This is a genomic window from uncultured Bradyrhizobium sp. (assembly GCF_936928535.1).
GTDB lineage: Bacteria > Pseudomonadota > Alphaproteobacteria > Rhizobiales > Xanthobacteraceae > Bradyrhizobium.
The window spans coordinates 1-25,594 of record NZ_CAKZHY010000022.1 but is presented as its reverse complement, the minus strand read 5'-3'; the positions used below and the strand labels follow the sequence as shown (position 1 = coordinate 25,594).

General features: G+C 65.1%; 20 protein-coding genes. 11 read left to right on the top strand and 9 right to left on the bottom strand.

What is annotated here, in order from left to right:
- The first annotated feature begins 115 nt into the window (after positions 1 to 115).
- The 5 genes from kdgD to Q0687_RS02680 all read left to right on the top strand — a co-directional run bounded on the left by kdgD (position 116) and on the right by Q0687_RS02680 (position 6,009).
- The gene (kdgD, locus tag Q0687_RS02700) at positions 116 to 1,060 is read left to right on the top strand and encodes a 5-dehydro-4-deoxyglucarate dehydratase (RefSeq protein WP_298871908.1); all 945 of its coding nucleotides are present in this window, start codon (positions 116 to 118) and stop codon (positions 1,058 to 1,060) included.
- A 26-nt stretch (positions 1,061 to 1,086) separates the two neighbouring features.
- Positions 1,087 to 2,430 (top strand): glucarate dehydratase, encoded by a 1,344-nt coding sequence (gene gudD, locus Q0687_RS02695; protein WP_298871905.1) that lies wholly within the window; start codon positions 1,087 to 1,089, stop codon positions 2,428 to 2,430.
- Positions 2,431 to 2,448: 18 nt separating this feature from the next.
- Positions 2,449 to 3,897 carry an aldehyde dehydrogenase family protein gene (locus tag Q0687_RS02690; RefSeq protein WP_298871903.1) on the top strand — a complete coding sequence of 483 codons (1,449 nt, stop codon included), beginning with the start codon at positions 2,449 to 2,451 and terminating at the stop codon, positions 3,895 to 3,897.
- A 116-nt stretch (positions 3,898 to 4,013) separates the two neighbouring features.
- Entirely contained in the window at positions 4,014 to 5,555 is a 1,542-nt protein-coding gene (garD, locus tag Q0687_RS02685; protein WP_298871901.1) for a galactarate dehydratase, read from the top strand.
- Between the two features lie 184 nt (positions 5,556 to 5,739).
- On the top strand, positions 5,740 to 6,009 hold the full coding sequence (locus Q0687_RS02680; protein ID WP_298871899.1) for a hypothetical protein: 270 nt from the start codon (positions 5,740 to 5,742) through the stop codon (positions 6,007 to 6,009).
- A 52-nt stretch (positions 6,010 to 6,061) separates the two neighbouring features.
- Here the strand turns inward: Q0687_RS02680 and Q0687_RS02675 are convergent, their stop codons facing one another.
- The 3 genes from Q0687_RS02675 to Q0687_RS02665 all read right to left on the bottom strand — a co-directional run bounded on the left by Q0687_RS02675 (position 6,062) and on the right by Q0687_RS02665 (position 8,444).
- Positions 6,062 to 6,418 carry a hypothetical protein gene (locus tag Q0687_RS02675; protein WP_298871897.1) on the bottom strand — a complete coding sequence of 119 codons (357 nt, stop codon included), beginning with the start codon at positions 6,416 to 6,418 and terminating at the stop codon, positions 6,062 to 6,064.
- Positions 6,419 to 6,664: 246 nt separating this feature from the next.
- Positions 6,665 to 7,276: a DUF2147 domain-containing protein gene (locus Q0687_RS02670; protein ID WP_298871894.1), complete on the bottom strand. Its 612-nt coding sequence runs from the start codon at positions 7,274 to 7,276 to the stop codon at positions 6,665 to 6,667.
- 139 nt (positions 7,277 to 7,415) lie between these two features.
- Complete coding sequence (locus tag Q0687_RS02665) at positions 7,416 to 8,444, bottom strand: NAD(P)/FAD-dependent oxidoreductase (RefSeq protein ID WP_298871892.1); 1,029 nt, start codon at positions 8,442 to 8,444, stop codon at positions 7,416 to 7,418.
- Positions 8,445 to 8,625: 181 nt separating this feature from the next.
- On the opposite strand from Q0687_RS02665, the gene Q0687_RS02660 reads away from it, so the two are divergent.
- The gene (locus Q0687_RS02660) at positions 8,626 to 9,096 is read left to right on the top strand and encodes a thioesterase family protein (RefSeq protein ID WP_298871889.1); all 471 of its coding nucleotides are present in this window, start codon (positions 8,626 to 8,628) and stop codon (positions 9,094 to 9,096) included.
- A 9-nt stretch (positions 9,097 to 9,105) separates the two neighbouring features.
- Here Q0687_RS02660 and Q0687_RS02655 read toward each other — a convergent pair whose 3' ends face one another.
- Both Q0687_RS02655 and Q0687_RS02650 read right to left on the bottom strand, forming a co-directional pair.
- Positions 9,106 to 9,426, bottom strand: a complete 321-nt coding sequence (locus Q0687_RS02655; RefSeq protein ID WP_212333274.1) for a 2Fe-2S iron-sulfur cluster-binding protein — start codon at positions 9,424 to 9,426, stop codon at positions 9,106 to 9,108.
- A gap of 174 nt (positions 9,427 to 9,600) precedes the next feature.
- On the bottom strand, positions 9,601 to 9,975 hold the full coding sequence (locus Q0687_RS02650; protein WP_298871881.1) for an Hpt domain-containing protein: 375 nt from the start codon (positions 9,973 to 9,975) through the stop codon (positions 9,601 to 9,603).
- Positions 9,976 to 10,368: 393 nt separating this feature from the next.
- Here Q0687_RS02650 and Q0687_RS02645 point away from each other — a divergent pair, with 393 nt between their 5' ends.
- Both Q0687_RS02645 and Q0687_RS02640 read left to right on the top strand, forming a co-directional pair.
- The gene (locus Q0687_RS02645; RefSeq protein WP_298871879.1) at positions 10,369 to 16,281 is read left to right on the top strand and encodes an apolipoprotein A1/A4/E family protein; all 5,913 of its coding nucleotides are present in this window, start codon (positions 10,369 to 10,371) and stop codon (positions 16,279 to 16,281) included.
- A gap of 81 nt (positions 16,282 to 16,362) precedes the next feature.
- Positions 16,363 to 16,791, top strand: a complete 429-nt coding sequence (locus Q0687_RS02640) for a DUF4279 domain-containing protein (protein ID WP_298871877.1) — start codon at positions 16,363 to 16,365, stop codon at positions 16,789 to 16,791.
- 11 nt (positions 16,792 to 16,802) lie between these two features.
- Here Q0687_RS02640 and Q0687_RS02635 read toward each other — a convergent pair whose 3' ends face one another.
- The 3 genes from Q0687_RS02635 to Q0687_RS02625 are packed head-to-tail and all read right to left on the bottom strand — an operon-like array spanning position 16,803 to position 19,619.
- Positions 16,803 to 17,684: an MlaD family protein gene (locus tag Q0687_RS02635; protein ID WP_298871873.1), complete on the bottom strand. Its 882-nt coding sequence runs from the start codon at positions 17,682 to 17,684 to the stop codon at positions 16,803 to 16,805.
- 16 nt (positions 17,685 to 17,700) lie between these two features.
- Complete coding sequence (locus tag Q0687_RS02630; protein WP_298871870.1) at positions 17,701 to 18,483, bottom strand: ABC transporter ATP-binding protein; 783 nt, start codon at positions 18,481 to 18,483, stop codon at positions 17,701 to 17,703.
- Between the two features lie 2 nt (positions 18,484 to 18,485).
- Complete coding sequence (locus tag Q0687_RS02625) at positions 18,486 to 19,619, bottom strand: ABC transporter permease (protein WP_298871869.1); 1,134 nt, start codon at positions 19,617 to 19,619, stop codon at positions 18,486 to 18,488.
- A gap of 134 nt (positions 19,620 to 19,753) precedes the next feature.
- On the opposite strand from Q0687_RS02625, the gene dgcA reads away from it, so the two are divergent.
- Positions 19,754 to 20,749, top strand: coding sequence for an N-acetyl-D-Glu racemase DgcA (dgcA, locus tag Q0687_RS02620; RefSeq protein WP_298871867.1), 996 nt, complete (start codon positions 19,754 to 19,756; stop codon positions 20,747 to 20,749).
- Here the strand turns inward: dgcA and Q0687_RS02615 are convergent.
- On the bottom strand, positions 20,719 to 21,915 hold the full coding sequence (locus tag Q0687_RS02615) for an MFS transporter (RefSeq protein WP_298871865.1): 1,197 nt from the start codon (positions 21,913 to 21,915) through the stop codon (positions 20,719 to 20,721). The two genes, dgcA and Q0687_RS02615, sit on opposite strands and share 31 nt — an antisense overlap.
- Before the next feature lie 75 nt (positions 21,916 to 21,990).
- Between Q0687_RS02615 and Q0687_RS02610 the strand changes: the two genes are divergently transcribed.
- Positions 21,991 to 23,349 carry a hypothetical protein gene (locus Q0687_RS02610; protein WP_298871861.1) on the top strand — a complete coding sequence of 453 codons (1,359 nt, stop codon included), beginning with the start codon at positions 21,991 to 21,993 and terminating at the stop codon, positions 23,347 to 23,349.
- Between the two features lie 343 nt (positions 23,350 to 23,692).
- Positions 23,693 to 25,414, top strand: coding sequence for a caspase family protein (locus Q0687_RS02605; protein ID WP_298871858.1), 1,722 nt, complete (start codon positions 23,693 to 23,695; stop codon positions 25,412 to 25,414).
- Positions 25,415 to 25,594: the final 180 nt, after the last annotated feature.

Below are 25,594 nucleotides of genomic sequence, written 5' to 3'. Positions count from 1 at the left end.
ATCGGTCGATATAGGCTTTGGCTTGGACGCGCATCGAACGGTCTCCTAAACACCGGCCATGGACGCGTGCCGCAGTGAGCGTCCCCGACACACACGCGAGCAGGGAGCCGCGCCCATGAGCAAGATGACCCCGCAGGAGATGGCCCAGAAGATCGGATCGGGCCTCCTGTCCTTCCCCGTCACGCCTTTCAAGGCGGACTATTCCTTCGACGAGGCGACCTATCGCTCCAACATGGATTGGCTGTGCGGTTATGACGTCGCAGGCCTGTTCGCCGCCGGCGGCACCGGCGAGTTCTTCTCGCTGACCCCGACCGAGGTCCCTGAAGTGGTCAGGGTCGCCGTCGACGAGACCAAGGGCCGCGTGCCCGTGCTCGCCGGCACCGGCTATGGCACCGCCATCGCCCGCGAGATCGCAATTGGCGCGGAAAAGGCGGGCGCGGACGGCCTGCTGCTGCTGCCGCCCTACCTCACCCATTCCGAGCAGGAAGGCCTTGCAGCCCATGTCGAGGCGGTCTGCGCCGCCGTGAAGATCGGCGTCATCGTCTACAACAGAGACAACGCCATTCTCCAGCCCGACACGCTCGCCCGCCTCGCCGAGCGCTGCCCGAACCTCGTCGGCTACAAGGACGGTATCGGCGACATCGAGCTCATGACCCGCGTCCATACCAAGCTCGGCGACCGCCTCACCTATGTCGGCGGCCTGCCGACTGCGGAAACCTTCGCGCTGCCCTATCTCGACATGGGCGTGACGACTTACTCCTCCGCCGTATTCAACTTCGTGCCGGAGTTCGCCACCAACTTCTACGCGGCAGTGCGCAAGCGCGACCACGCCACCATCCATGCCGGGCTGAAGGATTTCATCCTGCCGCTGATCGCGATCCGCAACCGCAAGAAGGGCTATGCGGTCTCGATCATCAAGGCCGGCATGAAGGTGATCGGCCGGGATTCCGGCCCGGTCCGTCCGCCGCTGACCGACTTGACCGAGCAGGAGATCGCGGAACTGACCGCGCTGGTGAAGAAACTGCCCGCCGCAGGATCGTCACAACAGGCTGCAGAATAACAAACAACAACAGGGAGGAGCGTGCGATGGCCCAGACTGAGATCTCCGGCGCACCGATCGTCACAACGATGCAGGTGATCCCGGTTGCGGGCCGCGACAGCATGCTCCTCAATCTGAGCGGCGCGCATGCACCGTTCTTCACCCGCAACATCGTCATCCTTACTGACAATGCCGGCCACACCGGCGTCGGCGAGGTGCCGGGCGGGCAGAAGATCTGGCAGACGCTCCAGGACGCGCGCGATCTCGTGATCGGCAAGACCGTCGGCGCGATGAACAACATCCTCGCCGACGTCCGCTCGACCTTCGCGGACCGCGACGCCGGCGGCCGCGGCAAGCAGACATTCGACCTGCGCGTGATGATCCACGCGGTCACCGCCATTGAATCCGCCCTGCTTGACCTGCTGGGCCAGCATCTCAATCTGGCGGTCGCAGCCCTGCTCGGCGAAGGCCAGCAGCGCAAGAGCGTCGAGACGCTCGGCTACCTCTTCTTCGTCGGCGACATCAGCAAGAGCAAGCTCGACTACGTCAAGGGCGAGACCGGCAAAGTGGAATGGTTCAACCTCCGCCACCAGCAAGCCATGACGCCGGAAGCCGTGGTGCGCCTGGCGGAGGCCACCCAAGACCATTACGGTTTCGCCGACTTCAAGCTGAAGGGCGGCGTGCTCCGCGGCGAGCAGGAGATCGAGGCCGTCACTGCGATCGCCAAACGGTTCCCCAACGCGCGTGTCACGCTCGACCCGAACGGCGCCTGGTCGCTCGATGAGGCCATCGGCCTCTGCAAGAACATGCACGGCATTCTCGCCTATGCCGAAGATCCCTGCGGCGCCGAAGCGGGCTTCTCCGGCCGCGAAATCATGGCCGAATTCCGCCGCGCCACGGGCCTGCCGACCGCGACCAACATGATCGCCACCGACTGGCGGCAGTTGAGCCACGCGCTGCGCCTCGGCGCGGTGGACATTCCGCTCGCCGATCCCCATTTCTGGACCATGCAAGGCTCCGTGCGCGTTGCCCAGACCTGCCGTGACAACGGCCTGACCTGGGGCTCGCACTCCAACAACCACTTTGACATCTCGCTCGCGATGTTCACCCATGTCGGCGCGGCCGCCCCCGGCAAGGTCACCGCGATCGACACCCACTGGATCTGGCAGGATGGCCAGGCGCTGACCAAGGAGCCGCTGCTGATCCGCGGCGGCAAGATCGCGGTTCCGAGTCGTCCGGGCCTCGGCATCGAAATCGACCGTGCCGCGATCGAGGCCGCGCATGAGCTCTACAAGAAGCATGGACTCGGTGCCCGCGATGACGCTATTGCCATGCAGGATTTGATCCCCGGCTGGACATTTGACGACAAGCGTCCCTGCCTCGTTCGCTAAAACACTCTGGAGGAAACGATGACTGCGATCCTGAAAAACTTCATCGGCGGTGAATGGGTCGATGGCTCCGGCGTCACCAGGAATATCAACCCCTCCAACACCAATGATCTCGTCGGGGAATACGCCAAGGCCGACAAGGCGCAGACCGAGAAGGCGATTGCCGCCGCGAAGGCCGCCTTCCCGGCCTGGTCGCAGTCGACGCCGCAGGTGCGCTACGATGCGCTGAACAAGATCTCGACCGAGATCCTCGCCCGCAAGGAAGAGCTCGGCCGTCTGCTCGCGCGCGAGGAAGGCAAGACGCTGCCCGAGGGCATCGGCGAGGTCGCCCGCGCCGGCCAGATCTTTGCATTCTTCGCCGGCGAGGCGCTGCGCCTGATCGGCGAGAAGGGCGCCTCGGTTCGTCCCGGTATCGACGTCGAGCTGACCCGCGAGCCGGTCGGCGTCGTCGGCATGATCACGCCCTGGAATTTCCCGATCGCGATCCCTGCCTGGAAGATCGCGCCCGCGCTCTGCTACGGCAACACCGTCGTGTTCAAGCCGGCCGAGCTGGTGCCGGGCTCGGGACATGCGCTCGCCGAGATCATCACCCGCTCGGGCATTCCCGCCGGCGTGTTCAACCTCGTGGTCGGCTCCGGCTCGGTGGTCGGCCAGACCCTGCTCGATCATCCCGATGTCGCCGCGATCTCCTTCACCGGCTCGGTGCAGACAGGCCGCAAGATCGCGCAGGCCTGCGTGCTCTCGAACCCCATGAAGAAATTCCAGCTCGAGATGGGCGGCAAGAATCCGCTGGTCGTGCTCGACGACGCCGACCTGAAGACCGCAGTGGAAGTCGCCGTCAACGGCGCCTATTTCTCGACCGGCCAGCGCTGCACCGCTTCGTCCCGTCTGATCGTGACCGAAGGCATTCATGATCGCTTCGTCGCCGCGGTGGCCGAGCGCCTGAACAGCCTGTCGGTCGACGACGCGCTCAAGGCGGGCGTGCATATCGGCCCGGTGGTCGACCAGAGCCAGCTCGACCAGGACCTGCGCTACATCAAGATCGGCCAGGACGAGGGTGCCAAGCTCGCCTTCGGCGGCGAGCTGCTCAAGCGCGAGAACCCCGGCCACTATCTCCAGCCGGCGCTGTTCACCGAAGCCAACAACAACATGCGCATCGCGCGTGAGGAAATCTTCGGGCCGGTCGCCGCCGTGATCCGCGCCAGGAACTACGAGGAAGCGCTCGCGATCTCCAACGACACCGAGTTCGGCCTCGCTTCCGGCATCTGCACATCGAGCCTGAAATACGCCTCGCACTACAAGCGCAACAGCGAGTCCGGCATGGTGATGGTCAATCTGCCGACCGCCGGCGTCGACTACCATGTGCCGTTCGGCGGCCGGAAGGGCTCGAGCTACGGCGCCCGGGAGCAGGGCTCCTATGCACGCGAGTTCTACACGACGGTGAAGACGGCTTACACGTATCCGGGTTGATAGGCCGATATCGTAGGGTGGGTTAGCGCAGCGTAACCCACCTCTTCTGCTTCCGCGGACAGAGACAATGGTGGGTTACGCTGCGCTAACCCACCCTACAAATCCCGGAGTCCGTGATGGACCAGGACGTCGCAGCGAAAGAACAGCCGCGCTACATCAAGCTCAACGCGCGCGACAATGTCGCGATCGTGGTCAATGATTTCGGGCTTCCCGCCGGCTCGCGCTTTGCCTGCGGACTGACGCTGCGCGCCTTCGTCCCGCAAGGGCACAAGACCGCCTTGATCGACATCGCACAAGACGAGCCGATCATCCGCTATGGCGAGGTGATCGGCACGGCGCTTTCGCCGATCCAGGCGGGCGAATGGGTCGATGAAGCCCGCATCCGCATGCCGGAGGCCCCTGCCCTCGACAAGCTCGAGATTTCGACCGCCGTGCCGGCGCCGCTGCCGCCGCTCGAAGGTTTCACCTTCGAGGGCTTCCGCAATCCTGATGGCTCGGTCGGCACCAAGAACATCCTCGGCATCTCCTCCTCCGTGCAATGCGTCAAGGGCACGATGGAGTATGCAGTGAAGCGCATCCGCGCCGAGCTGCTGCCGAAATACCCTAATGTCGATGACGTCGTGCCGCTGACCCATGCCTATGGCTGCGGCGTCGCCATCACCGCGCCCGATGCGGTCGTGCCGATCCGCACACTGCAAAACCTCGCGCTCAATCCCAATTTCGGTGGCGAGATCCTCGTCGTCGGCCTCGGCTGCGAAAAGCTCGCGCCCGAGCGGCTGGTGCCCGAAGGCGTCAGCGACGCCATCGTTCGCATGCAGGACGAAGCCTTCGACGGCTTTGGCGCAATCGTCGATGCCATCATGACCCAGGCCGAGGCGCGGTTGAAGGTGCTCAACACCCGCACGCGCGAGACCTGTCCGGCGTCCGACCTCGTCATCGGCTTGCAATGCGGCGGCAGCGACGCCTTCTCCGGCGTCACCGCCAACCCTGCCGTCGGCTTTGCCGCCGACCTTCTGGTGCGCGCCGGCGCCACGGTGATGTTCTCGGAAGTCACCGAGGTGCGCGATGCGATCCAGCTGCTGACCCGCCGCGCCATCAACGAGGATGTCGGCCGCGCGCTGGTACGCGAGATGGCCTGGTACGATTCTTATCTGGCCCGCGGCGGCGCCGATCGCAGCGCCAACACCACGCCAGGCAACAAGAAGGGCGGCCTCGCCAACATCGTCGAGAAATCGCTCGGCTCGATCGTCAAGTCAGGCTCGTCAGCCATCACCGGCGTGCTCTCGCCCGGCCAGAAGGCGACGCAGAAGGGCATGCTGTTCGCGGCAACGCCGGCGTCCGACTTCATCTGCGGCACGCTCCAGCTCGCCTCAGGCATGACCTTGCAGGTGTTCACCACCGGCCGCGGCACGCCTTATGGCCTCGCCGCCGCGCCCGTGATCAAGGTCGCGACCCGCACCGAGCTCGCCCGTCGTTGGAAGGACTTGATCGATTTCGATGCCGGCGGCATCGCCACCGGCGCCAAGACCATCGAGGAAACCGGCTGGGACCTGTTCCGCCTGATCCTCGATGTCGCCTCCGGCCGCACCAAGCCCTGGTCGGATCGTTGGGGCATCCACAACGATCTCACGCTGTTCAATCCGGCACCGGTGACCTGAGCGCCGGCGCAAATGAAACCGGCCTGAAGCAAAGCCGCGAAAAGCTTCGCCTTCGCTTCATCGCGGTTGCGCCACGCAACCAAATATCTGCCGCGGCGGAAGACGAAGGTTCGCACACAAGCGAACCTCTTGCGGCTGTGCCGCGACCAAACCTCCGATTGATATTTGCAACGGAGATTTTGAAATGCGTATTCTCTCGATGATTACAGTTGCCGGTGCGATGATTGCGAGCACAGCCAGCGTATTTGCCGGCGAGCTTCCCTCCTACGAAGTGAAGTCGTTTCCGATTTCGGCGACGCAAGTGCAGGTGCTGGGCGGCGCCGGTGTCGAGGAGCAATCGACCGCGCCCACGATGGTCGTCGCCGGCATGCCGGCCTCGCCCGCACAGATGTCGGTGTTGTCACCACGCGTGAAGCGGTTCGCCAGCACGACCTCCGACAGCGAAGCGCACTAAGCCCTCGCGTTCATCGCGGCGGCCGCACCAGTTGCGGTCGCCGTGAGCATTTTTACGTCATGCTGCCCGGCATGAAGCATCGCACGCGCGGATGGCCGTCGATATAGTGCTTCCACACCATGGTGCGGCCGATCTTGTTCGGCTCGGTGATCACGGCGCCGTCGGGCACGACGACCCACTCGTCGTCGAGATGCACGCGATAGTGTCCCTGCTCGGACTCCCAGTCGACATCGGCGACGACATAGCCGTCGGCATCCGTGCAGCATTGCCCATACTCGCTGCGCAGGCTCTCGAACCAGGGCTTGAGCGGCGAATTGGCATAGCGTCCGTCGTCGCGTGCCAGAGCCGATGTCGCCAGCAGCAACAGCAGTCCCGGCATCATCGCCGCATACGGTCTTGCAAGTCCCATATCGTCTCTCGCGGATCGAACAACGCCACGAGGGACAGACAACGCCGACCGCGCCTTCGAACAGGCGTGAAAACGACGACTCGTTCCCCCAGCGGCTTTGTCGACAGCTATGCAAATCCGGCGCCAGGGCGCATTCCGGGGAACTACTGGCGCAGGCGTCGCCGGCATTGGCCTTTCGACCAATGCGCTCGCCTTCAGAAATGGCAGTGATGTGTGAGGCTGCGGCCGCAACAGCGGCGCGGCAACCTACTTCTTCGCCGCCGGCGCCATCATCGGCGCGCCGCCCTTCTTGGCAGATGGAGGCGGCAGCTTGGTCGCGGCCGCTTGCGCGGGCAGATATTTGGCGACGATTGCGGGATCGACCTCAGCGATGCTGGTGTCCGGCAGACGCTGCCAGGTTTCATCCTTACCGAACAGCGAAATGCCGAGGAAGCCGCGCATGGTCAGCGTTTGTCCGTCCGGGCTGACCGTCATCTTGGCTTTCCAGATGTTGCCGTCGCGCGGATTGACGACATTGCCGCCCTCGTATTTCAGTCCGTCGCGCTTCATGTCGCGGATGAAAGAGAGCCCGAGCACCGGCTGATTCTTGCGATCGTCGGTGCACTTCGCGCAGACCTCGTTCGGATTGTCACCGGGACGGGGGAAGGTCTTGGCGATGACGCCTTCGAAGATGCCGTTGTGATCGATGAAGAGAAACCAGCCCACCGGCTTGCCGTCTTCGACCTTCTGCCAGAGACCCGCTGCGGTCGGCTGCTGAGCCGTCGCCTGCGCCGCAGCCGGCTTCGCTGCGCCAATCGACAGGGCGACAGCGAGCGTCAGGAGCGAGAGCAGCCGAAAGCTCGAAAAAGGATTCCGCATTATCATCACCTTGCTGAGCCCAACACCTTGCTAGCCAAGACCTTGCTAACCAAGACCGGATTGGCCGCAGACTACGGCGATTTCGCGAACGATTCCAGCACCAGAAACATGGGATGCCGCCGCCCTGTTCGCGCCGTGGTCAGTTGACTCCGAGCTTCTTTTGCAGGCTGGAGGACGAGGTCGTGTACTGAAACACGAGCCGCTTATCCGGATACACGTAGCGGTGGGCTTTTTGCGACATCAGTGCGCCCTCGTGGAAGCCGCACAGGATCAGCTTGATCTTGCCGGGATAGGTGTTGATGTCGCCGATCGCGAAGATGCCGGGCACGTTGGTCTCGAACGCCGAGGTCTCGACCGGCACCAGGTTGTTCTCGAGCGCAATGCCCCAGTTCGCGACCGGGCCGAGCTTCATGGTCAGGCCGAAGAACGGCAGCATGGTGTCGCAGGCGATGTCGCTGACATTGTTGTCGTTGCCCTTGACCGTGGCGCCGCTCAGCTGGCCGTCAGCACCTGACAGGGCTGTGACCTGGCCGAGCCGCAGATCCATCTTGCCGTCGGCAACCAGCGCACGCATCTGCTCGACGCTGTGGGGCGCGGCGCGAAAATCGTCGCGACGATGCAGCAGCGTGATGCGCTTGGCGAGCGGATGCAGGTTGAGCGTCCAGTCGAGCGCGGAATCGCCGCCGCCGACGATCAGCACGTTCTTGTCGCGGAAATTTTCCATCTTCCGCACAGCGTAATGCACCGAGGTGCCTTCATAGGCTTCGATCCCCGGGACCGGCGGACGCTTGGGCTGGAACGAGCCTCCGCCGGCCGCGATCACCACCACCTTGCATTCGAACACCTTGCCGGTATCGGTGGTGCAGCGGAACGCGGGATCGCCGATCTTCTCCACGGTCTCGACCATCTCGCCGAGATGGAAGGTCGGATGGAACGGCTTGATCTGCTCCATCAGCGCTTCGGTGAGGCCCTGCCCCGACACCTGCGGAATGCCTGGAATATCGTAGATCGGTTTTTCCGGATAAAGCTCGGCGCACTGGCCGCCGACCTTGTCGAGGATGTCGACGAAATGCGCCTTCATGTCGAGAAGGCCAAGCTCGAAGGCGGCGAACAGACCACAAGGGCCAGCGCCAATAATCAGCACGTCGGTTTTGATCACGTCGCTCATGTCGTCTCTTTATCGGTCGTTATCGGTTGGACGGCGCCCTTCGGGCAGAGGTGACCCTGCCTGTCTAGCCAACGGGGATGGATCAGGGAAGGCATAAAAGCGGGAGCGCCCCGCAGGCACGCCACTTGCCGGAGCAAAATAACTGGGCTGTAACGAGGTTGGATTTGACGGAGATCAACAGGTGAACGCACCAAGCCGCCTCGATACGACGCCGCGCCTGGAGGACTTTCCTTTCCGCCTCAGCGACAACGTCCGCTTCGGCGATCTCGACCCCAACCAGCACGTCAACAACGCGGTCTATGCCACCTATTTCGAGACCGGCCGCGTCACGCTGATGAAGCTTCCCCAGTACGGGCTGACCCCGCCGGGCTTCGCCTGGATCATGGTGCGGCTCGACATGCATTTCCGCGCCGAGCTGCGCTGGCCGGGTACGATCGAACTCGGCCTCGGCGTCGTGAAGCTCGGGCGCACGTCAGTGACCTTCGAGCAGGTCGTGTTCTCGGATGAAAAGTGCATCGCGTCGGCGACGTCAGTCGGCGTCCTGCTCGACGAGGCGACGCGGCGGCCGGCGCCGCTGACCGCAGAGGTAATCGCGAAATTCAAGCCCTGGCACAAGCGCGGCATCGAGGTCGCGCTGCCGGGCGCACAATAACAAGAAGGATCAGGCCTGACGTTCCGGCGTCGACACCACGAGGCCGTCGAGCTCGTCGGAGACCTTGATCTGGCACGACAGACGCGAGTTCGGGCGCACGTCGAAGCCGAAGTCGAGCATGTCTTCTTCCATCGGCGTCGGGCTGCCGACCTTCTCGCGCCAGGCTTCATCAACATAGACATGACACGTCGCGCAGGCGCAGGCGCCGCCGCACTCGGCCTCGATGCCCGGAATGCTGTTGCGGATGGCGGCTTCCATCACGGTTGCGCCGTTCTCAACTTCCACCGTGCGAGTTTCGCCCTTATGGTCGACAAAGTGAATTTTGGCCATGTGTTCTCGTGCTGCCGCGATCTGGGGAATAAGGAGGGTCCGCGTTGTCCTATAACGGGTCGCTTCGGGCCGCGCCATAGCGTTTTCAAGCGAAGTGGTGACCCGGCACGCGGAATAAAAACGCGCCAAAACAAAACACTAGGACGGACGGCAGCCAGGCCGAAGCAGGACGGGTCAGTGCTTGAGGATGGTCGCAATGGCCGCGCGAACCTCGGCGACCGCCTCTTTCAGCGCGGCAAGGGCGCGCGGCTGGTTGTGGCCGATCCGGACCGCCGTCTCGAGGCTGGCAGCGGCATCCGCGACCGCAAACGCGCCGATCCCACGTGCTGAACCCTTGAGCTTGTGCGCGAGCGCCCCGGTTTCCGTCGGCAGAGCGGTCATGGCCGCGATCAGGCGGACCGCCTGCTCGGCGAACATCGCCAGCACTTCCTGCTCCAGTTCGACATCGCCGAGCGTCATGCGCGAGAGGTGGTCGAGATCGAGCGGGCTGTCGATGGGCGCAAGCGGGGGCGAGGGCATCCAGTCCATCCGTTGCAGTTCAGGCGTCATGGCGCAGGCCCCGGCATCGCGCGATGGTCCGCCGGTCCGGCGGTTCCGCCCCACCGAAGCATGGAAATGGTTAACGAAGTGTTTGGGTGGTTTTACGCAAATCCGCCCGTTTCTTGACGAAAAGTTGCCGCAATCGGGCGAGTCCGGTGGAGAAATCCATTTAGGCCTAAGGTGTTACGGCCCATTCCTGTTAACGATGATTAAGAATGTCTTAATCGCGGGCATTTCATTCGCGACGCTCTGCCAATAGGATGTTTCGGAAATTGGCGGACAAGCCGTCCGGGTGGGGATGGCTCGGAGATCCGCGCAAGCGGCATGATCCGGACTGTGGGCTTGCGCAGCGCGCAGGGCTCGCGGGGGGACGCGTAAAAGTAACGAGGGCTCGGACTGAACATGGCCAATACTCCCAAAAAGGTCAAAGACCCCACAGAAGTTGCGCTTTCTGCGATCCAGGAAGCCCTCAACATCAGCGATACGGCTGCCGATACCAGCCGCAACGCATCGATGCGCAACGAAACGGCGCCGCCGGTCGCACCGCCCGCGCCTCCCGTGTTCGACGAGCCGGCCTTCGAGCCGCGGCCTGCCGCCAACGAGCGCGCCGTGTTTGATTCCATCGAGGAACCGCGCTCCTCGCGCCGCGCCGCCAATGACGACCGCGAGACCATCGGCCAGCTGCTCCAGTCGCTGCAGACGGGCCGCCCTGCCCGTAACATCTACACTGGCGCGACCATCTTCACCGTCATCTGGCTTGCGGCCTGCGCCGCGCTGACGGTCGGCTTCCTGCCTTCGATCCGCGCTGCCATCGGCGAGAGCGGCGGCGTGCTGGCGATCGCCGGCCTCGTCACGATGTTCTTCGCGCCGATCATGCTGTTCTACTTCCTCGCCAGCCTGGTCTGGCGCGGCCAGCAGATGAGCCAGGTCGCGCAGGCGATGGCGCAGGTCGCGATCCGCTTCTCCGAGCCGGAAGGCTCGGCCTCCGATTCCATGGTCACCGTCGGCCAGGCCATCCGCCGCGAGGTCGCGGCGATGGGTGACGGCATCGAGCGCGCCATCGCGCGTGCCGGCGAGCTCGAGACGCTGGTCGCCAACGAGGTCGCCGCACTCGAGCGCGCCTATTCCGACAACGAGGTGCGCATCCGCGCCCTGCTCCAGGACATCGCGCATCAGCGCGACAACCTGGTCGGCCAGGCCGAGCAGGTCCGCAGCGCCATTTCCGGCGTGCAGATCGACCTCCGTCACGACATCGCGCTGATCTCGGACGCGATCGCTTCGCGCGTCGACGAGGTGGCAAAATCCATCACCGGCGCGCTGGAAGAGCGCGGCGCCCACATCACCGGCGCGCTCAGCCATGCCGGCGACAACATGATCCTGGCGCTCGGCGAGCGCGGCGGCGACCTGCTCGACCGCCTCGAGGAGGCCAGTGCCGAGACCACTCGCGCGGTGCTCGACGCCAGCGAGCGGCTGACCACCAGCCTCAACTTCAAGACCGGCCATGTCCACGACGAGTTCGTCGACCTCGCCGACCGCGTCCACGAGATGCTGAACGAGCGCATCGACCGTATCACCGGCGAGTTCGAGCAGCGTTCCGCCGCGATCGTCGACGGCATCTCCGAGCGTACCGAGCAGGTGCACGACTCCTTGAAGAACTCGTCGGACTCGCTGCTGCTCGAGCTCGAGCTGCGCTCCAACGACCTCTCCGCCAAGATCGACGACGCCGGCAACCGCCTCGCCGGCCAGATCATGACCTCCGGCGACAAGGCCAGCGAGGCGCTCGACGCCACCGTCAACACCCTTGTCGCCAAGGTCGTCAGCCAGACCGAGACCGCGCACGATTCTCTCTCCTTGCAGATGAGCGCGTTCGACGAGCTGGTGAAGAACCAGGGCTCCGAGCTGGTCGAGAAATTCGCCCGCGATTCCGGCACGCTGGGTGCCCTGATCACGCGCCACATCTCCGAGTTCGACCGCACCGTGAAGACCTTCGGCGGCGAAATCGTCGAGCGCATGGGCCAGCGCACGCAGGACATCCATGAGTCGCTGAAGACCTATGTCGAGAATTTCGACACCCGCTTCACCTCCAACGGCGGCGAGATCACGGCCATCCTCGACCAGCGCCTGGTGCAGTTCCAGACCACGATCGGCGAGCGCGTGTCGAACTTCGACGCCTCGCTGAACGGCAAGATCGCGAGCCTCGATGGCACGATCGAAAGCCACATCAAGACCTTCGACGAGCAGCTCGGCGGCCGCGTCGGTGCGCTCGAGCAGTCGTTCGACGCCCGTGCAAAGTCCGTCACCGAGACCATCGACGGACGCCTCAACACGCTGTCCACGACGCTGACGGATGGCGCAACGCAGGCGATCCAGTCGATCGACTCGCGCCTTACCCACCTCACGACGACGCTCACCGGCGGCGCGGCGCAGGCGCTCGAATCTATCGATGGCCGTCTCACCCAGCTCACAACCACCCTCACTGGTGGTGCGGCTCAGGCGCTCGAATCCATCGACGGCCGCCTCACTCACCTTACGACGACGCTGACCGACGGCGCCTGGCAGACCATCCAGGCGATCGACACGCGGCTGACGCATCTCACCACGACGTTCAACAGCGGCGCATCGCAGGCGCTGGAGGCCGTCGACGGCCGCCTCAGCTACCTGACGAGCGCCTTAACCGACGGCGCTTCGCAGGCGGTGCAGTCGATCGACACCCGCCTAAGCTTGCTGACCTCGACGCTAACGGACGGCACTGCGCAGGCGATCGAGGCGGTCGACCGCCGCATCACCAGCGTTGCCGACCTCATCGATGGCCGCAGCATGCACCTGACCGATACGGTCACGGCGCGCTTCCAGGACATCCAGCAGGCGATCGAGACCAAGGTCGGTTCGGTCGCGAGCGACATCGACGTCCGCGTCGCACAGTTCGAGGACCTGCTCGGTTCGCGTGTCGAGGCCGTCGCCGGCCGTATCGAGAGCAGCGGCCGCCAGGCCAGCGAAGACATGATGTCCCGCGCCGAGATGATCTCGACCGCGATCCGCTCGCATGTCGAGGACGCCGAGCGCTCGCTCACCAACCTCGTGGTCAACACCAGTGAGACGATCCAGACCGGCGCACGCACCGCGCAGCAGTCGTTGATGACGGTCTCCTCCGACGTCAACGCACAGCTCAAGATGACCTCGGCGGAGGTCGAGCGCGCACTGACTGCGGTCGGCACGGGAGCTGCGAACTCCATCCTGACCAGCGCCCGCGAAGCTCAGTCGTCGCTGGTTGCGGCCTCCGGCGATGCCTCCAACCAGATCAAGGGCCTCGCAGCCGACGTCGAGCGCACGCTGTCCGCGGCCGGCTCGGCCACCGCGGCCTCGATCCTAGCCGGCGCCCGCGAAGTGCAGACCACGCTCGTCACCGCGTCCTCGGATGCGGCCAACCACGTCAAGACGCTCACCGCCGACGTGCAGCGCTCGCTGTCGCTGGCGGGTACCTCGACGGTGGAATCGATCACCGCCGGCGCCCGCGATGCGCAGAGCACGTTGATCGCGGCCTCGTCGGAGACCGCCAACCAGATCAAGGCACTGTCTTCCGACGTGCAGCGCTCGCTCTCGATGGCCGGCACCGCGACGGCCGAGACCATCATGACCGGCGCGCGCGAGGCCCAGAGCACGCTCGTCGCCGGATCTTCGGATGCGGCAAACCAGGTCAAGGCTCTTACGGCCGATGTGCAGCGCTCGCTCTCGATGGCTGGCACTTCGACGGCAGAGAGCATCCTGGCCGGCGCCCGCGAGGCCCAGAGCACACTGGTCAACGCCTCCTCGGAGGCGGCGAGCCAGGTCAAGTCGCTCGCGGCCGAAGTGCACCGTTCGCTGTCGCAGGTCGGCCAGAGCACGGCCGAAACGATCACGGCCAGCGCCCGCGATGCCCAGAGCACCCTGCTCTCGGTCTCGGCCGAACAGACCGGCCAGGTCCGTTCGCTCGCCGCCGAGATGCAGCGCGCGCTGGCGACCGCCGGCGGCGCCACCATCGAGGCGCTCACCAGCGGCGTGCGCGAAGCCCAGGGCACGTTGATCTCGGCCTCGACCGATGCGGCGAGCCAGATCAAGTCGCTGACCACGGATATCGAGCGCACGCTGACCGCGGTCGGCGCCGACACCGCCTCGACCATCCTCAACAGCGCGCGTGAGGCCCAGACCTCGCTGACCTCGACCTCGGCGGACGCCGCAAGCCAGATCCGCACGATCTCGACCGAGATCGAGCGCGCGCTGAGCATGGCCACGTCGAACGCGACCAACGACATCCAGACCAGCGCGCTCAACGCCCAGAACGCGCTGATCTCCGCCTCCAACGAGGCGAGCTCGCGAGTCAAGTCGAGCTCGGCCGACGTCGAGCGCTCGGTGCTCGCCGCCAGCTCGAGCTTCGGCCAGGCCATGACCGGCAAGACCGACGAGATCGTCACCTATGTACAGCAGCAGGCCGACCGCCTCTCGAACATGATCGATGCCAAGCGCGGCTCGCTCGTGGACGCGATCGGCTCGAAGACCAGCCAGCTCACGCTCGACATCGACCGCGTCACCACCGATGCGCTGAAGTCGATCGAGACGCGCGGCCAGGCCTTCTCGCAGACCATGATGGGCAACGGCAACGAGGTCGCCCGGACCATCAACGCGGCGAGCGAGATTGCGACCAGTGCGGTCGGCAAGTCGCTCAAGGACCTCGAATCGGCCTCGCGCGCGGCGATCGACCAGTCGCGCCAGGTCTCGATCGCGGCCGTCACCGAGATGCAGGAGACCAGCAAGATCCTGCGCACCGACACGGTCGCCCTGTTCGAGCGTCTGCGCGAAGGCAACATCCTCCTCCAGGAGGTGCTGACCGGTGCGCACGACAACCTCAACTCGCTGGAGCGGGCGCTGGTGACGCGCGTTGCCGATTTCGTCTCGGCGATGAACGACGTCACCTCGCGCAACGGCGCGGCGACGCAGAACCTGGAAGACCAGCTCAACGTCTTCAACTCGAAGACGACGCGGGCCCTGCAGGACCTCGGCGAGCTGTCGGCCCAGTTCGACGCGCACGGCAAGGCGCTGGTCGAGGCCGCACAGGTCGTCGAGCAGAGCAACAAGAACACCACCGCCTCGCTTGCCGAACGCAAGGCGGCGCTGGAATCGCTCGTCACCACCATCGACCTGCGCACCGCCGATCTCGACCAGCGCCTGTCGCGCTTCACCGGGCTGCTCGATGAGTCGCTCGCTGCGGCCGAAGAGCGTGCTCGCGACATCGCTCGCGTGGTCGCCGAGACCGCCGGCGCCGGCTCGGCCGCGATCACCCGCCAGTTCGAGGCGGTGCGGTCGGCGTCCGAAGAGGAGCACCGCCAGACCATCGAGGCCATGCACGACATCTACCGCCAGACCACCGACGAGGCGGATGCGATGTTCAAGCAGTCGACCGAGAAGTTCGGCAACCTCGTCGCCAGCATGAAGCAGATGGCGTTCGAGATGCACAACGAGCTCGAAGCCACCCGCAACGAGCTGCGCCGCGGCGTGCTCGAGATGCCGCAAGAGGCCGCCGAGAGCACTGCGCAGATGCGCAAGGTGATCGTCGACCAGATCGAGGCACTCGCCGAGCTCAACCGCATCGTCGCCCAGCACGGCCGCGGCCTCGACGTCACCACTGCGGGCCGCGCCTCCGTCGCCGTGCAGCGCCAAGAAGAGCCGATGATGGCAACTGCCGGTCGTGCCACCGAGACCCGCATGCGCGACACCGGCAGCGCCTCGACGCTGCCGCCGCCGGACCTCGGCATGCCCGCCGCCTCGCGGCGCACCGAGGCTCCGCCGGTCGCGCCCGGCGGCGGCAATGACCAGGGCCGCGACGGCTGGCTGTCGGATCTCTTGAACCGCACGGACGCCGCTCCGGCTGCTCCGACCGGGCGTGAGGCCCCGCGTGGCCGCCAGGCTGCACCCGCGCCGCAGCCGCAGGCCCCGCAGGCGAGCAGCAATCCGCTGGAATCGCTGTCGCTCGACATCGGCCGGCTGATGGACCGCAACCTCGCCTCCGAGATGTGGGACCGCTACCAGCGCGGCGAGAACAAGGCCTTCACCAAGCGCCTGTACACGCCCGCCGGTCAGAAGGCTTTTGACGAGGTCGCCCGCAAATATCGCGCCGACCGCAACTTCAAGGGCACGGTCGACCGCTACATCAGCGAGTTCGAACGCCTGCTCGACGAAGTCGCCCGCGAGGGCCGCGGCCCGCAGGAGCTGCGCAGCCACCTCACCTCGGAGACGGGTCTGGTCTACACGCTGCTGGCGCACGCGGCGGGCCGGCTGGGGTAAGCTGCAGAGCTTGCGAATTGCGAATAACAAACGGAGCCCTCACGGGCTCCGTTTTGTTTTACACTGGATGTGGAAGCGAAGATGAAGGACCAACTGACCAAGCTGAGCTTGCACATCAAGCATCCCGAAATCGACTTGGCTGAAGTATGCAGAAGGTTGGAGCTCACACCTTCGGTGATCTGGAGAGCAGGCGACGAGCGCCGCACGCCCAAGGGAAGGCGCCTCGATGGAGTTCGGTCCGACTCATACTGTTCGATTGAACTCGGACCAAGTACACGCTCGCCGCCTGCGAAACGAATAGAGTCCGCACTCGCGCTGCTGCGGCCGCACCGTCGAATATTGCGGAAGCTGGTCTCGACAGGCGGTCGTATCAGCCTGTTTCTCGGGTGGTTCTGCGACAAGCACACTGGCGATGCACTTGAGCACCACGTCCTGGGTCAAGCAGCCGACTTGAGGATCGCAATCGATTTCAACGTTTATGTTCCGGACGGGTCGGACAAGTCGGGCTGACAGCTACACGCCTACTGCCGCTTGCGCTCGTTCGCCGGCGCCGGTTTCGGCGGTTCGGCCGGCGGCGGCGCAGCTGCCGGCGCGCTGTTGCTGGCGCCGAACAGCACGCGGGTCGGATTGCGGTCGAAATTGTTCACGGCGCGGCTGATGTCGCCCAGCGTGCGGCGACCGTCGGTCATCAACGCGCCCGAGCGCTTGTCGAAGTCCTCGGCGAGTTCGCGGATCGACTTCACCGTCAGGAACAGCTCGCCGCCGTCCTTGCCGCCGGCGAGCGAGTTGAGACCGAGCATGAGGTTGTCGGCCTTCAGCATCACTCCGTCGACCTTGGCCATCACGCCGTCGATCTTCTCGGAGTTGCGCGCGAGCGAGTTGGTGAAGGTCTCGAGGTTCTTCAGCGAGTTCTTCACCGACTCCTGATTGTCGGCGACGATCTTGTTGATGTTCTGCAGCGTGCCGCGGATCGCCTCGGTGACGTCCTGGAGCTTGTTCGGATCGGCCGTCAGCGTCGGAATGCCGTCCTCGTCGAGCGGCGGCGGCGGCGCGGCCTCCTCGCCGCCCTTGAGGGAGATCGCGGCGACACCGGTCAGGCCCTGGAATTCGAGGCCGACCAGGGTGTCCTTCCGCAGCGGCGTGTTGTTCTCGATCATGGCGAGTGCGACAACCCGCCGCGGATTGTCGAGCTTCACCGAGACCACCTCGCCGACCCGGATACCGTTGAAGTTGACGCTGCCGCCGTTGCGCAGGCCCGCTGCCGGGCCCTCGAACACGACGCGGAAGGGGCTGCGCTGCTTGGTGGTGTGCAGCGACTGGAACCAGAGCACGAAGCCGATCGCAGCCGCGATCACCGCCAGCGTGAAGGATCCGATCAATACGTAATTCGCCCGCGTTTCCATCAGGTGCTCCGGCTACTCAACTCATCACCGCGCGGGCGCGCTTGCCATGGAAATATTGCCTCAGCCAGGGATGCTGCGAGGCCTGCATGTCGGCGATCGACCCTGCCGCAATGATCTTACCGTTCCCTAAAACGGCGATGCGGTCGCAAGCGGTGTAAAGGCTGTCGAGGTCATGGGTTACCATGAAAACGGTGAGCCCCAAAGTGCGCTGGAGCGTCCTGACCAGCTCGTCGAAGTCGCCGGCGCCGATCGGATCGAGACCGGAGGTCGGTTCGTCGAGGAAAACGAGATCCGGATCGAGCGACAGCGCGCGGGCGAGCGCCACGCGCTTGATCATGCCGCCGGAGAGTTCGGAAGGGAAACGCTCGGCGACCTCGGGCTTGAGTCCGACCATGGCGAGCTTGGCCATGGTGATCTCGTCCATCAGCCGCTGCGAGACGCGAAGATATTCGCGCATCGGAAACTGGATGTTCTGCCGCACGGTGAGCGAGGAGAATAGCGCTCCCTGTTGGAACAGCACGCCCCAGCGCCGCTCGACATTGCGGCGCTGCGAATTGTTGGAGGCATCGAGGTCGACGCCGAACACTTCGATGGAGCCCGCAACCTTCGGCACGAGACCGATAATGGTGCGCGTCAACACCGATTTGCCCGCGCCCGAAGGACCGACAAATCCCAGGATCTCGCCGCGCTTGACGTCGAGATTGAGACCGTCGAGCACGCGCGTCGCGCCGAACTGCACGGTGATGTCGCGGACGCGAATGATGGGATATTGAATCGCGTTTGGAGTTTCTTGCGCCATCGTCACATCCCGATCGAGGCGAAGAAGATGGCGAACACGCCGTCCATGACGATGACGAAGAAGATGCCCTTCACCACGGATGCCGTGGTGTGCTGCCCGAGCGATTCCGCGCTGCCCTGCACCGCGAGGCCCTCGACGCAGGCGACAATGCCGATCACGGCAGCCATCACAGGCGCCTTGACGATGCCGACGATGAAATGATCGATCGAGATGGCATCGCGCAAACGCAGCAGGAAAGCTTCGGGATCGACGCCGCCATAGAGCCAGGCGACGAGGCCGCCGCCATAGAGGGCAGCCATGGCGCCGAGGAAAGCGAGGATCGGCAGCGCCAGCACCAGCGCCAGCATGCGCGGCAGCACCAGCACCTCGATCGGGTCGAAGCCCATGGTGCGCAGCGCGTCGATTTCTTCCCGCATCTTCATCGAGCCGAGCTCGGCGGTGTAGGCACTGCCCGAGCGGCCCGCGACCATGATGGCGACCAGCAGCACGCCGATCTCGCGCAACACCAGCACGCCGAGCATGTCGACGACGAAGATGTCGGCACCGAAGCGGCGGAAATGGAAGATGCCTTGCTGGGCGATGATGCAGCCGATCAGGAAGGTGATCAGCACGATGATCGGCACCGCGCGCCAGCAGACCTGCTCCATGTGATGCACGGTCGAGGTCAGGCGGAACGAGCGGGGATGGATCAGCACATGCGCGCCCGCCGCAAGGACCGCGCCTAACATGTCGATCAAGCCGGCAAAGGTGCCGCCGACGCCGGCCACGGCGCGACCGATCTGCTCCAGCATGCCCGTGATGGTGACCGCGGAGGTCTCGACAACCGGGGTCGCGCGGACCCGGCGCACCTCGTCGACGAGGCTCGAATAATTGGCCGACAACCCCGCGATCTGCGCCTCGACGGTGCCCTGGGTCAGGCTGCGGCGCAGCCGCTCGATCAGCCAGGCGCCAAAGGTGTCGAGCTTGGCGACCTCGGAGACGTCGATGAAAACGTTTTGGGGGCTGCCGGCGAGCTTCTCGGCGTCGGCGACCATCCGCTCCAGGACCGGTGCGAAGCTGGCGGTCCAGGTTCCGGTGGCGCAGAGGGCCAGCGCATTGCCTTTGGCAATCCGTTCCAGTTTCGGATCGCCGCTCAAGGTGCCCGCTCCCATGCCAGGGCGGGGAAAATCAGATAGTTGCGCACGCGCCCTTACCCAGAAAAGGTAACCCCATTTGGTTAATATTAGTTGCTAGAGGTAACCAGCGGGTTCAGATTTCGCCAGAGTTCAAAATGACTTCCAGCCAAGCCCCTGCCCTTGCCGCCCGAATCGAGCGGTTTCCGATCGCCGGCAGTTTCACCATCAGCCGGGGCGCCAAGACGGAAGCGGTGACCGTTGTGGCCGAATTGAGCCAGAACGGCCTCGTCGGCCGCGGCGAATGTGTGCCCTATCCCCGCTATGGCGAGACGCCCGAGGCGACCCTTGCGGCCATCGAGGCCATGCAGGCGGCCGTGGCCGGCGGGCTGACGCGGCAAGCCCTGCAGGCCGCCATGCCTTCGGGGGCCGCCCGCAATGCGCTGGATTGCGCCCTGATCGACCTGGAGGCCAAGGCGGCGGGCTTGCGGGCCTGGAACCTGTTGGACCGCCCGATCCCGGGCGAACGCACTACGGCCTATACGATCTCGCTGGGCACGCCCGAGGCCATGGCGGCGGCGACTGCCAAGGCCGCACACCGGCCGCTGCTCAAGATCAAGCTCGGCGGCGACGGCGACGACGCCCGCATCGCGGCCGTGCGCAAGGTCGCTCCCGAATCCGAGCTGATCGTGGACGCCAACGAGTCCTGGACCGAGGCTAACCTCGCGCACAATCTCGCCGCCTGTGACGCCGTCGGCGTCACCCTGGTGGAGCAGCCGCTGCCGGCGGGCAAGGACGATGCGCTGGCGCGGATAAAGCGGCCGCTGGTGGTTTGCGCGGACGAGAGCGTGCATGACCGCAACTCGCTGGCACCGCTCCGCGCGCGCTACGACGCGGTCAACATCAAGCTCGACAAGACCGGCGGCCTCACCGAGGCGCTCGCCATGGCCGATGCGGCGCAGGCGCTCGGCTTCGAGATCATGATCGGCTGCATGGTCGCGACCTCGCTGTCGATGGCGCCTGCCATGCTGGTGACGCCGCAGGCGCGCTTCGTCGATCTCGACGGCCCGCTATTGCTGGCGCGCGACCGCGATCATGGGCTGCGCTATGACGAGAGCCTGGTCTATCCGCCGGATGCTTCGCTGTGGGGCTGATCCTTCAGCCGATGCCGTGCCGACCAGATCAGAAGCGCACCGGCCGCAGCCATCGATGCCATCACGTAATAGAGCCCCTCGCCATAGCGCGCGTAAATCGCGCCTGAGATGATCGACGTGGCCGAACTGAGCAGCCCGCCGGTCGCTGCATAATATCCCTGTCCCCGCGCCATGAGACGGGGCGGCACGTGATGCACCATCAGATTCATCACGCCAACCTGGGTCAGGCCGAAGCTCAGGCCATGTCCGAGCTGGGTGATCGCCAGCAGGGCGATCGGCGGATCATGCGCGGTGATCGACCAGCGCATCACGGCACTCAAGCCTCCGATTACGACCAGCGTCGATGCGTGCAACGAAAAGCGCGGCGACAGGGCGAAGACGACGATCTCGGCGATCACGCCGAGCGTCCACAGCCCCGCGATCGTCAATCCGCCAAGACCATAGCTCTGCCAGTTGATCGAGGCGAAGGTGTAATAGGCGACGTGGCTGGACTGGATCAACGCTGCCGAGAACATGATGGCGAGGAAGCCCGCGTCGCGCAGCAGAGGCTTGCCGCCCTCCGCCACTCTTGACGTTCGCGGCACCTCCTCCAGCGGCTGCAGCGAAAGCCCGGTCAAGGCCGAGATCGTCGCCATCGCCACGATGATCCAGATCAGCTGGCGCGCGGCAATCACGTCGATCAACAGCCCGCAAGCGAGCGCGCCGAGAATGAACGCGACCGATCCCCATAGCCGCACGGGCCCGTAATCGAATTTGTACCGGGCGACGCCGCGCAGCGCATAGGCATCGGTGAGCGGTGCGAGCGGGGTCCAGCAGCAACAGGTGACGATGTAGAGCACAAGCACCGGCAAAGGCTGTTGCTGGGCGCCGACGAGCGCGAAGCAGAGCGCGGTGGCCGACGCCGTCAGCAGCATCGCGCTGCGCACTGCGTGGCGGCGTTCGGCAAGGCTGGTCACGAGCGGCAGCGTCGTGAAGCGCGTGACGGCGGGCACGGCGCTGATGATTCCGATCCAGCCCGGCTCGATGCCGATGGCCTTCAACCACACCGTGAAGAAAGGCAGATGGGTGCCCAAGACCCCGTATGTCGTGCCGTAGAACAGCGCAAGCCGGACCGCGAATCGGCGGACCAAGGACGCTTGCGTGGGGATTTGTGATTCGCCTGCCATCAAACCAATTGCGATTCGGTCGATATCGTGGTGATCGTTACAGTAACGCGCACTGATTTGCGCGACGAGATTGTCATGGCCAACGAAGCATTCGCCCTCTCGCCCATGTCTGCCCGCGCGGCCGAGCCGAACGAGCAGGATTACGATGCGATCCGCGAAGCCTTCATGGAGACCGCACGCGGCCGCTGGTTCCTCGGCGAATACGCCAAGCGCAACCGCAATGCCGACACGGCCATGGTACTCGACGCCGTTGCGAAAATCGAAGAAACCCTTGCAGCACAGCGACAACCCGTCGTCGAGGATCGCCTGCCCGAAGCGCTCATCGCGATCCGCCGCGCCGTCGCGGACGCCGAAAGTGCCGCCGCCAAGGCGTTCGATTCCGCTGCGATCGAAGCCAGCCTCGCGCCGATCCCGCGCGGCGTGCGCATCATCAAGGAGATCTCCTGGCGCTGGCGCGAAATCGGCGCCGACGGGCGAATCTGCGACCTGATTGATTCGCAGCTCGCCTCGATCGAAGTGGCCTGCGCCCAGGTGTCGGCCATCGACCCGCGCGGCGACCTCAAGGCCGCCTTCGATCTGCTCAAAGATCGGGTCGAGCAGACGGATGGCGGTGCTGCTGCTCCGCAGGCGGCCGCGCCACCCGCGCCCGAGCAGCCAGCGCCGCCGATGGCTGAGGTACCTGACGCCGAAGCGCTCGGCGCGATGGCGAGTGAAGCCCCTGTGGCTTTTACGGAGACGCCGCAGGAGGCCGCTCCCGAGCTCGAGCCCGAGGCAACCGCCGACATCAGCGGCATCGCCGAGGACGCGACGATGGAAGTCGCGATCGCGCCCGAGGAAAGCTTTGCCGCGGTCGAGGACAGCCTCGCCGATCCCGTAGCCGTCGCCGAGATCACGGATGAGTTCTCACTCGATGCTGCAGCGGCGGCCGAGGACGAAGCGATACTCGAGGCCATCGCGATGGAGATGGCCGCGCCCGATCCGGAGTTCGACGAGATCGTCGAGCCCGTCGAGATGGCAGCAGCGCTTCCCGAGCCGATGCCGGAGCCGATCTCCGCGGAACCTGTCGCGATGGAGGCGCCGATGACGCTCCATGTGGCGGAGCCTGAGGTCGAGGCGCCTGAAGTCGAGGAGCCCATCGTCGAGGCGCCGATCGCGATGGAATCGCTCGCGCGCCTCACCGATGCCATTGCGGAAGCCGCGGCTGAAGTGATGGAGCAGCCGGCGCCCAGCATGGCGGCCGCGGCATCATTCGACGTACGGCCGAGTGCCGCGCTTCCGATGCCGTCCCCCTTGCCCGAGCGTTTGCCCGAGGCCTCGCTCGGCGCCACCATCCTCGCCAGCGGCATCGTGCAAAGGCCCCGCGCCGCGGCCAACGACGCGCTGGCGCCCATCCGCCGCATGACCCAGGCCGAGAAGATCGCGTTCTTCTCGTAAAAGAGGGAGCCCTAAACGGCGAAAATGGCGGCTCCGTCATCCTGAGGTGCGAGCGGGGCGATGCGGTTAGTATCGCGCCGGGAGCCTCGAAGGATGTACGGCCGAGGTGCAGCCGGGCCGCTCATCCTTCGAGGCCTCCGCCCGCGGCGCAATTGCGCCGCAGGGCTTCAGCACCTCAGGATGACGGCGTTAAAGGCGCCCCGCTGCGTCGCGGGATCTCCCCAGCGTGATTCAGATCACGCATTTCGCCATGGTGATCGCGATCACGGACCAGGCTTCGAACGCGATCTAGCTTCCTCGCAACCAATCTCGCATCGAGATCAGCCCCGAGGGAGCACCTCATATGTTCCGCATGAAATCCGCCTTGATGACCGCCGGCCTGCTGGGAAGCCTGTTCGGCTTCGCCTGCGGCCCCGTTTCCGCGCAAGTTGCGCCCGTCGCGCCCGCCCCGACTGCGCTGCAAGGGCCGGAACAGCGGGTGGCGCTGGTGATCGGCAATTCGAACTACCAGAACGCGCCGCAGCTCGCCAATCCCGACAATGACGCCCAGTCGATGGCGCAGTTCCTCAACTCGGCCGGGTTCGAAGTGATCTCCGCGACCGACCTCGGCCAGAACGACATGCTGCGCGTGGTGCAGGATTTCTCGGCCAAAGTGTCGGCACGCGGACCCAACACGGTGGCGATGGTTTATTACGCCGGCCACGGCGTGCAGCTTGCCGGCGAGAACTACCTCGTCCCGGTCGATGCGAAGGTCTCGAACCAGACCGAGCTCGTCAACGACTCGGTCCGCCTGGTCGACGTGATGTCGACGTTGGAGACGATCCCGAGCCGGATGCGCATCGTCGTTCTCGACGCCTGCCGCAACAACCCGTTCCCCAATGTGAATGATGCCGGCCGTGGCCTCGCCATCGTCGATGCGCCGAACGGCTCGATCGTCGGCTATTCGACCGCGCCGGGCGCCGAGGCGCTCGACGGCAGCGGCGGCCACAGCCCCTATACGCAGGCCTTTCTGAACGTCGCGCGCGAACCCAACGTGCCGATCGAGCAGCTGTTCAAGCGCGTGCGGCTCGCGGTGAACCAGACCACCGGCGGCGCGCAAGTCCCCTGGGAGAGCTCCTCGCTCACCTCCGACTTCACCTTCTTCGGCGACACCGCCGTTGCCGCCAACCGCGCCCCGGTCCATGCGCCGGTCGTGCAGATGGCCTCGAACCTGCCGAGCCGCTCGGCGCGCCAGGCCTATGATTACGTGCTGTCCGAGGGCAGGCCCGAATATTATCAGGAGTTCGTCGCGATGTATCCGCACGACCCGCTGTGCGACCACATCCGCTGGCTGCTGGCGAACCTGCTGATCTCGCAAGCCTGGCACGAAGCGGTGCTCGCGAACTCTTCGGTCGGCTACCAGGCCTTCTACAACCACTACGGCAGCAGCCCCTATGCGCAAGTAGCCCTGAAGCTCGAGGCGCAGCCCAAGATCATCCCGCTGATGCAGCCCACCAAGTTCCTGGCGCCGCAGACCATTGCCCCGACGCTGAAGATCGGCAATCTCGGCCAACCCAAATACCTGCCGCTGATCCAGCAGGGCAATGGCTCGCCGATGAACGCAAACCTGCCGGTGGTGCAGAAGCCGGTCGATGGCACCGTCAGCAAGATCGTCACCCTGCCCGCGCCGACCAACACGACCCCCAACAATGGCGGTATTGGCAAGATCACGACGCTGCCGGTGACCACCACCACGCAGAATAACGGCAACAACAATGCCGGTCCGGCGGGCAAGATCGTGAGCATGCCGGTGATTTCAGGCAAGACCGGTTCGACCGTCGACGTCAAGACCACCGACGTGAAGACCACGAATGTTCAGCCCCAGAACCAGCCGATCCGCGTCAACACCGGCGTCGTGAAGCTCAACAATAATCCGGTGAACAAGGTGCAAGTGCAGAACGTCCAGCAGAACACCCGTCCCCAGTTCAATGCGACGGGAAATGGCGGCAGCAACAACTTCCGCCAGTCGATGAACCAGTCGCCGGCGATGAACGGCGGCAACAACCACCGCAGCTTCATGCACTGATCACGGCAAGCACACACGACAAAGGGGCAGAGCGGAAACGCTCTGCCCCTTTCTTTGCGTCAGGAAACCAGAGTATAGCTTGCCTCAATTGCAGGCTCAGAGAATGTCGTCATGCCCGGGCTTGTCCCACGGCTGTCCGGTTTAGATTTTCTGGACAAGGCGCATGGCGTTGATTCTAGT

Excerpts from the sequence above, each read along its gene's own strand:
- kdgD (WP_298871908.1), top strand. The coding sequence starts at position 116 with ATGAGCAAGATGACCCCGCAGGAGATGGCCCAGAAGATCGGATCGGGC.
- gudD (WP_298871905.1), top strand. The coding sequence starts at position 1,087 with ATGGCCCAGACTGAGATCTCCGGCGCACCGATCGTCACAACGATGCAG.
- Q0687_RS02690 (WP_298871903.1), top strand. The coding sequence starts at position 2,449 with ATGACTGCGATCCTGAAAAACTTCATCGGCGGTGAATGGGTCGATGGC.
- garD (WP_298871901.1), top strand. The coding sequence starts at position 4,014 with ATGGACCAGGACGTCGCAGCGAAAGAACAGCCGCGCTACATCAAGCTC.
- Q0687_RS02680 (WP_298871899.1), top strand. The coding sequence starts at position 5,740 with ATGCGTATTCTCTCGATGATTACAGTTGCCGGTGCGATGATTGCGAGC.
- Q0687_RS02675 (WP_298871897.1), bottom strand. The coding sequence starts at position 6,418 with ATGGGACTTGCAAGACCGTATGCGGCGATGATGCCGGGACTGCTGTTG.
- Q0687_RS02670 (WP_298871894.1), bottom strand. The coding sequence starts at position 7,276 with ATGCGGAATCCTTTTTCGAGCTTTCGGCTGCTCTCGCTCCTGACGCTC.
- Q0687_RS02665 (WP_298871892.1), bottom strand. The coding sequence starts at position 8,444 with ATGAGCGACGTGATCAAAACCGACGTGCTGATTATTGGCGCTGGCCCT.
- Q0687_RS02655 (WP_212333274.1), bottom strand. The coding sequence starts at position 9,426 with ATGGCCAAAATTCACTTTGTCGACCATAAGGGCGAAACTCGCACGGTG.
- Q0687_RS02650 (WP_298871881.1), bottom strand. The coding sequence starts at position 9,975 with ATGACGCCTGAACTGCAACGGATGGACTGGATGCCCTCGCCCCCGCTT.
- Q0687_RS02645 (WP_298871879.1), top strand. The coding sequence starts at position 10,369 with ATGGCCAATACTCCCAAAAAGGTCAAAGACCCCACAGAAGTTGCGCTT.
- Q0687_RS02640 (WP_298871877.1), top strand. The coding sequence starts at position 16,363 with ATGAAGGACCAACTGACCAAGCTGAGCTTGCACATCAAGCATCCCGAA.
- Q0687_RS02635 (WP_298871873.1), bottom strand. The coding sequence starts at position 17,684 with ATGGAAACGCGGGCGAATTACGTATTGATCGGATCCTTCACGCTGGCG.
- Q0687_RS02630 (WP_298871870.1), bottom strand. The coding sequence starts at position 18,483 with ATGGCGCAAGAAACTCCAAACGCGATTCAATATCCCATCATTCGCGTC.
- dgcA (WP_298871867.1), top strand. The coding sequence starts at position 19,754 with ATGACTTCCAGCCAAGCCCCTGCCCTTGCCGCCCGAATCGAGCGGTTT.
- Q0687_RS02615 (WP_298871865.1), bottom strand. The coding sequence starts at position 21,915 with ATGGCAGGCGAATCACAAATCCCCACGCAAGCGTCCTTGGTCCGCCGA.
- Q0687_RS02610 (WP_298871861.1), top strand. The coding sequence starts at position 21,991 with ATGGCCAACGAAGCATTCGCCCTCTCGCCCATGTCTGCCCGCGCGGCC.
- Q0687_RS02605 (WP_298871858.1), top strand. The coding sequence starts at position 23,693 with ATGTTCCGCATGAAATCCGCCTTGATGACCGCCGGCCTGCTGGGAAGC.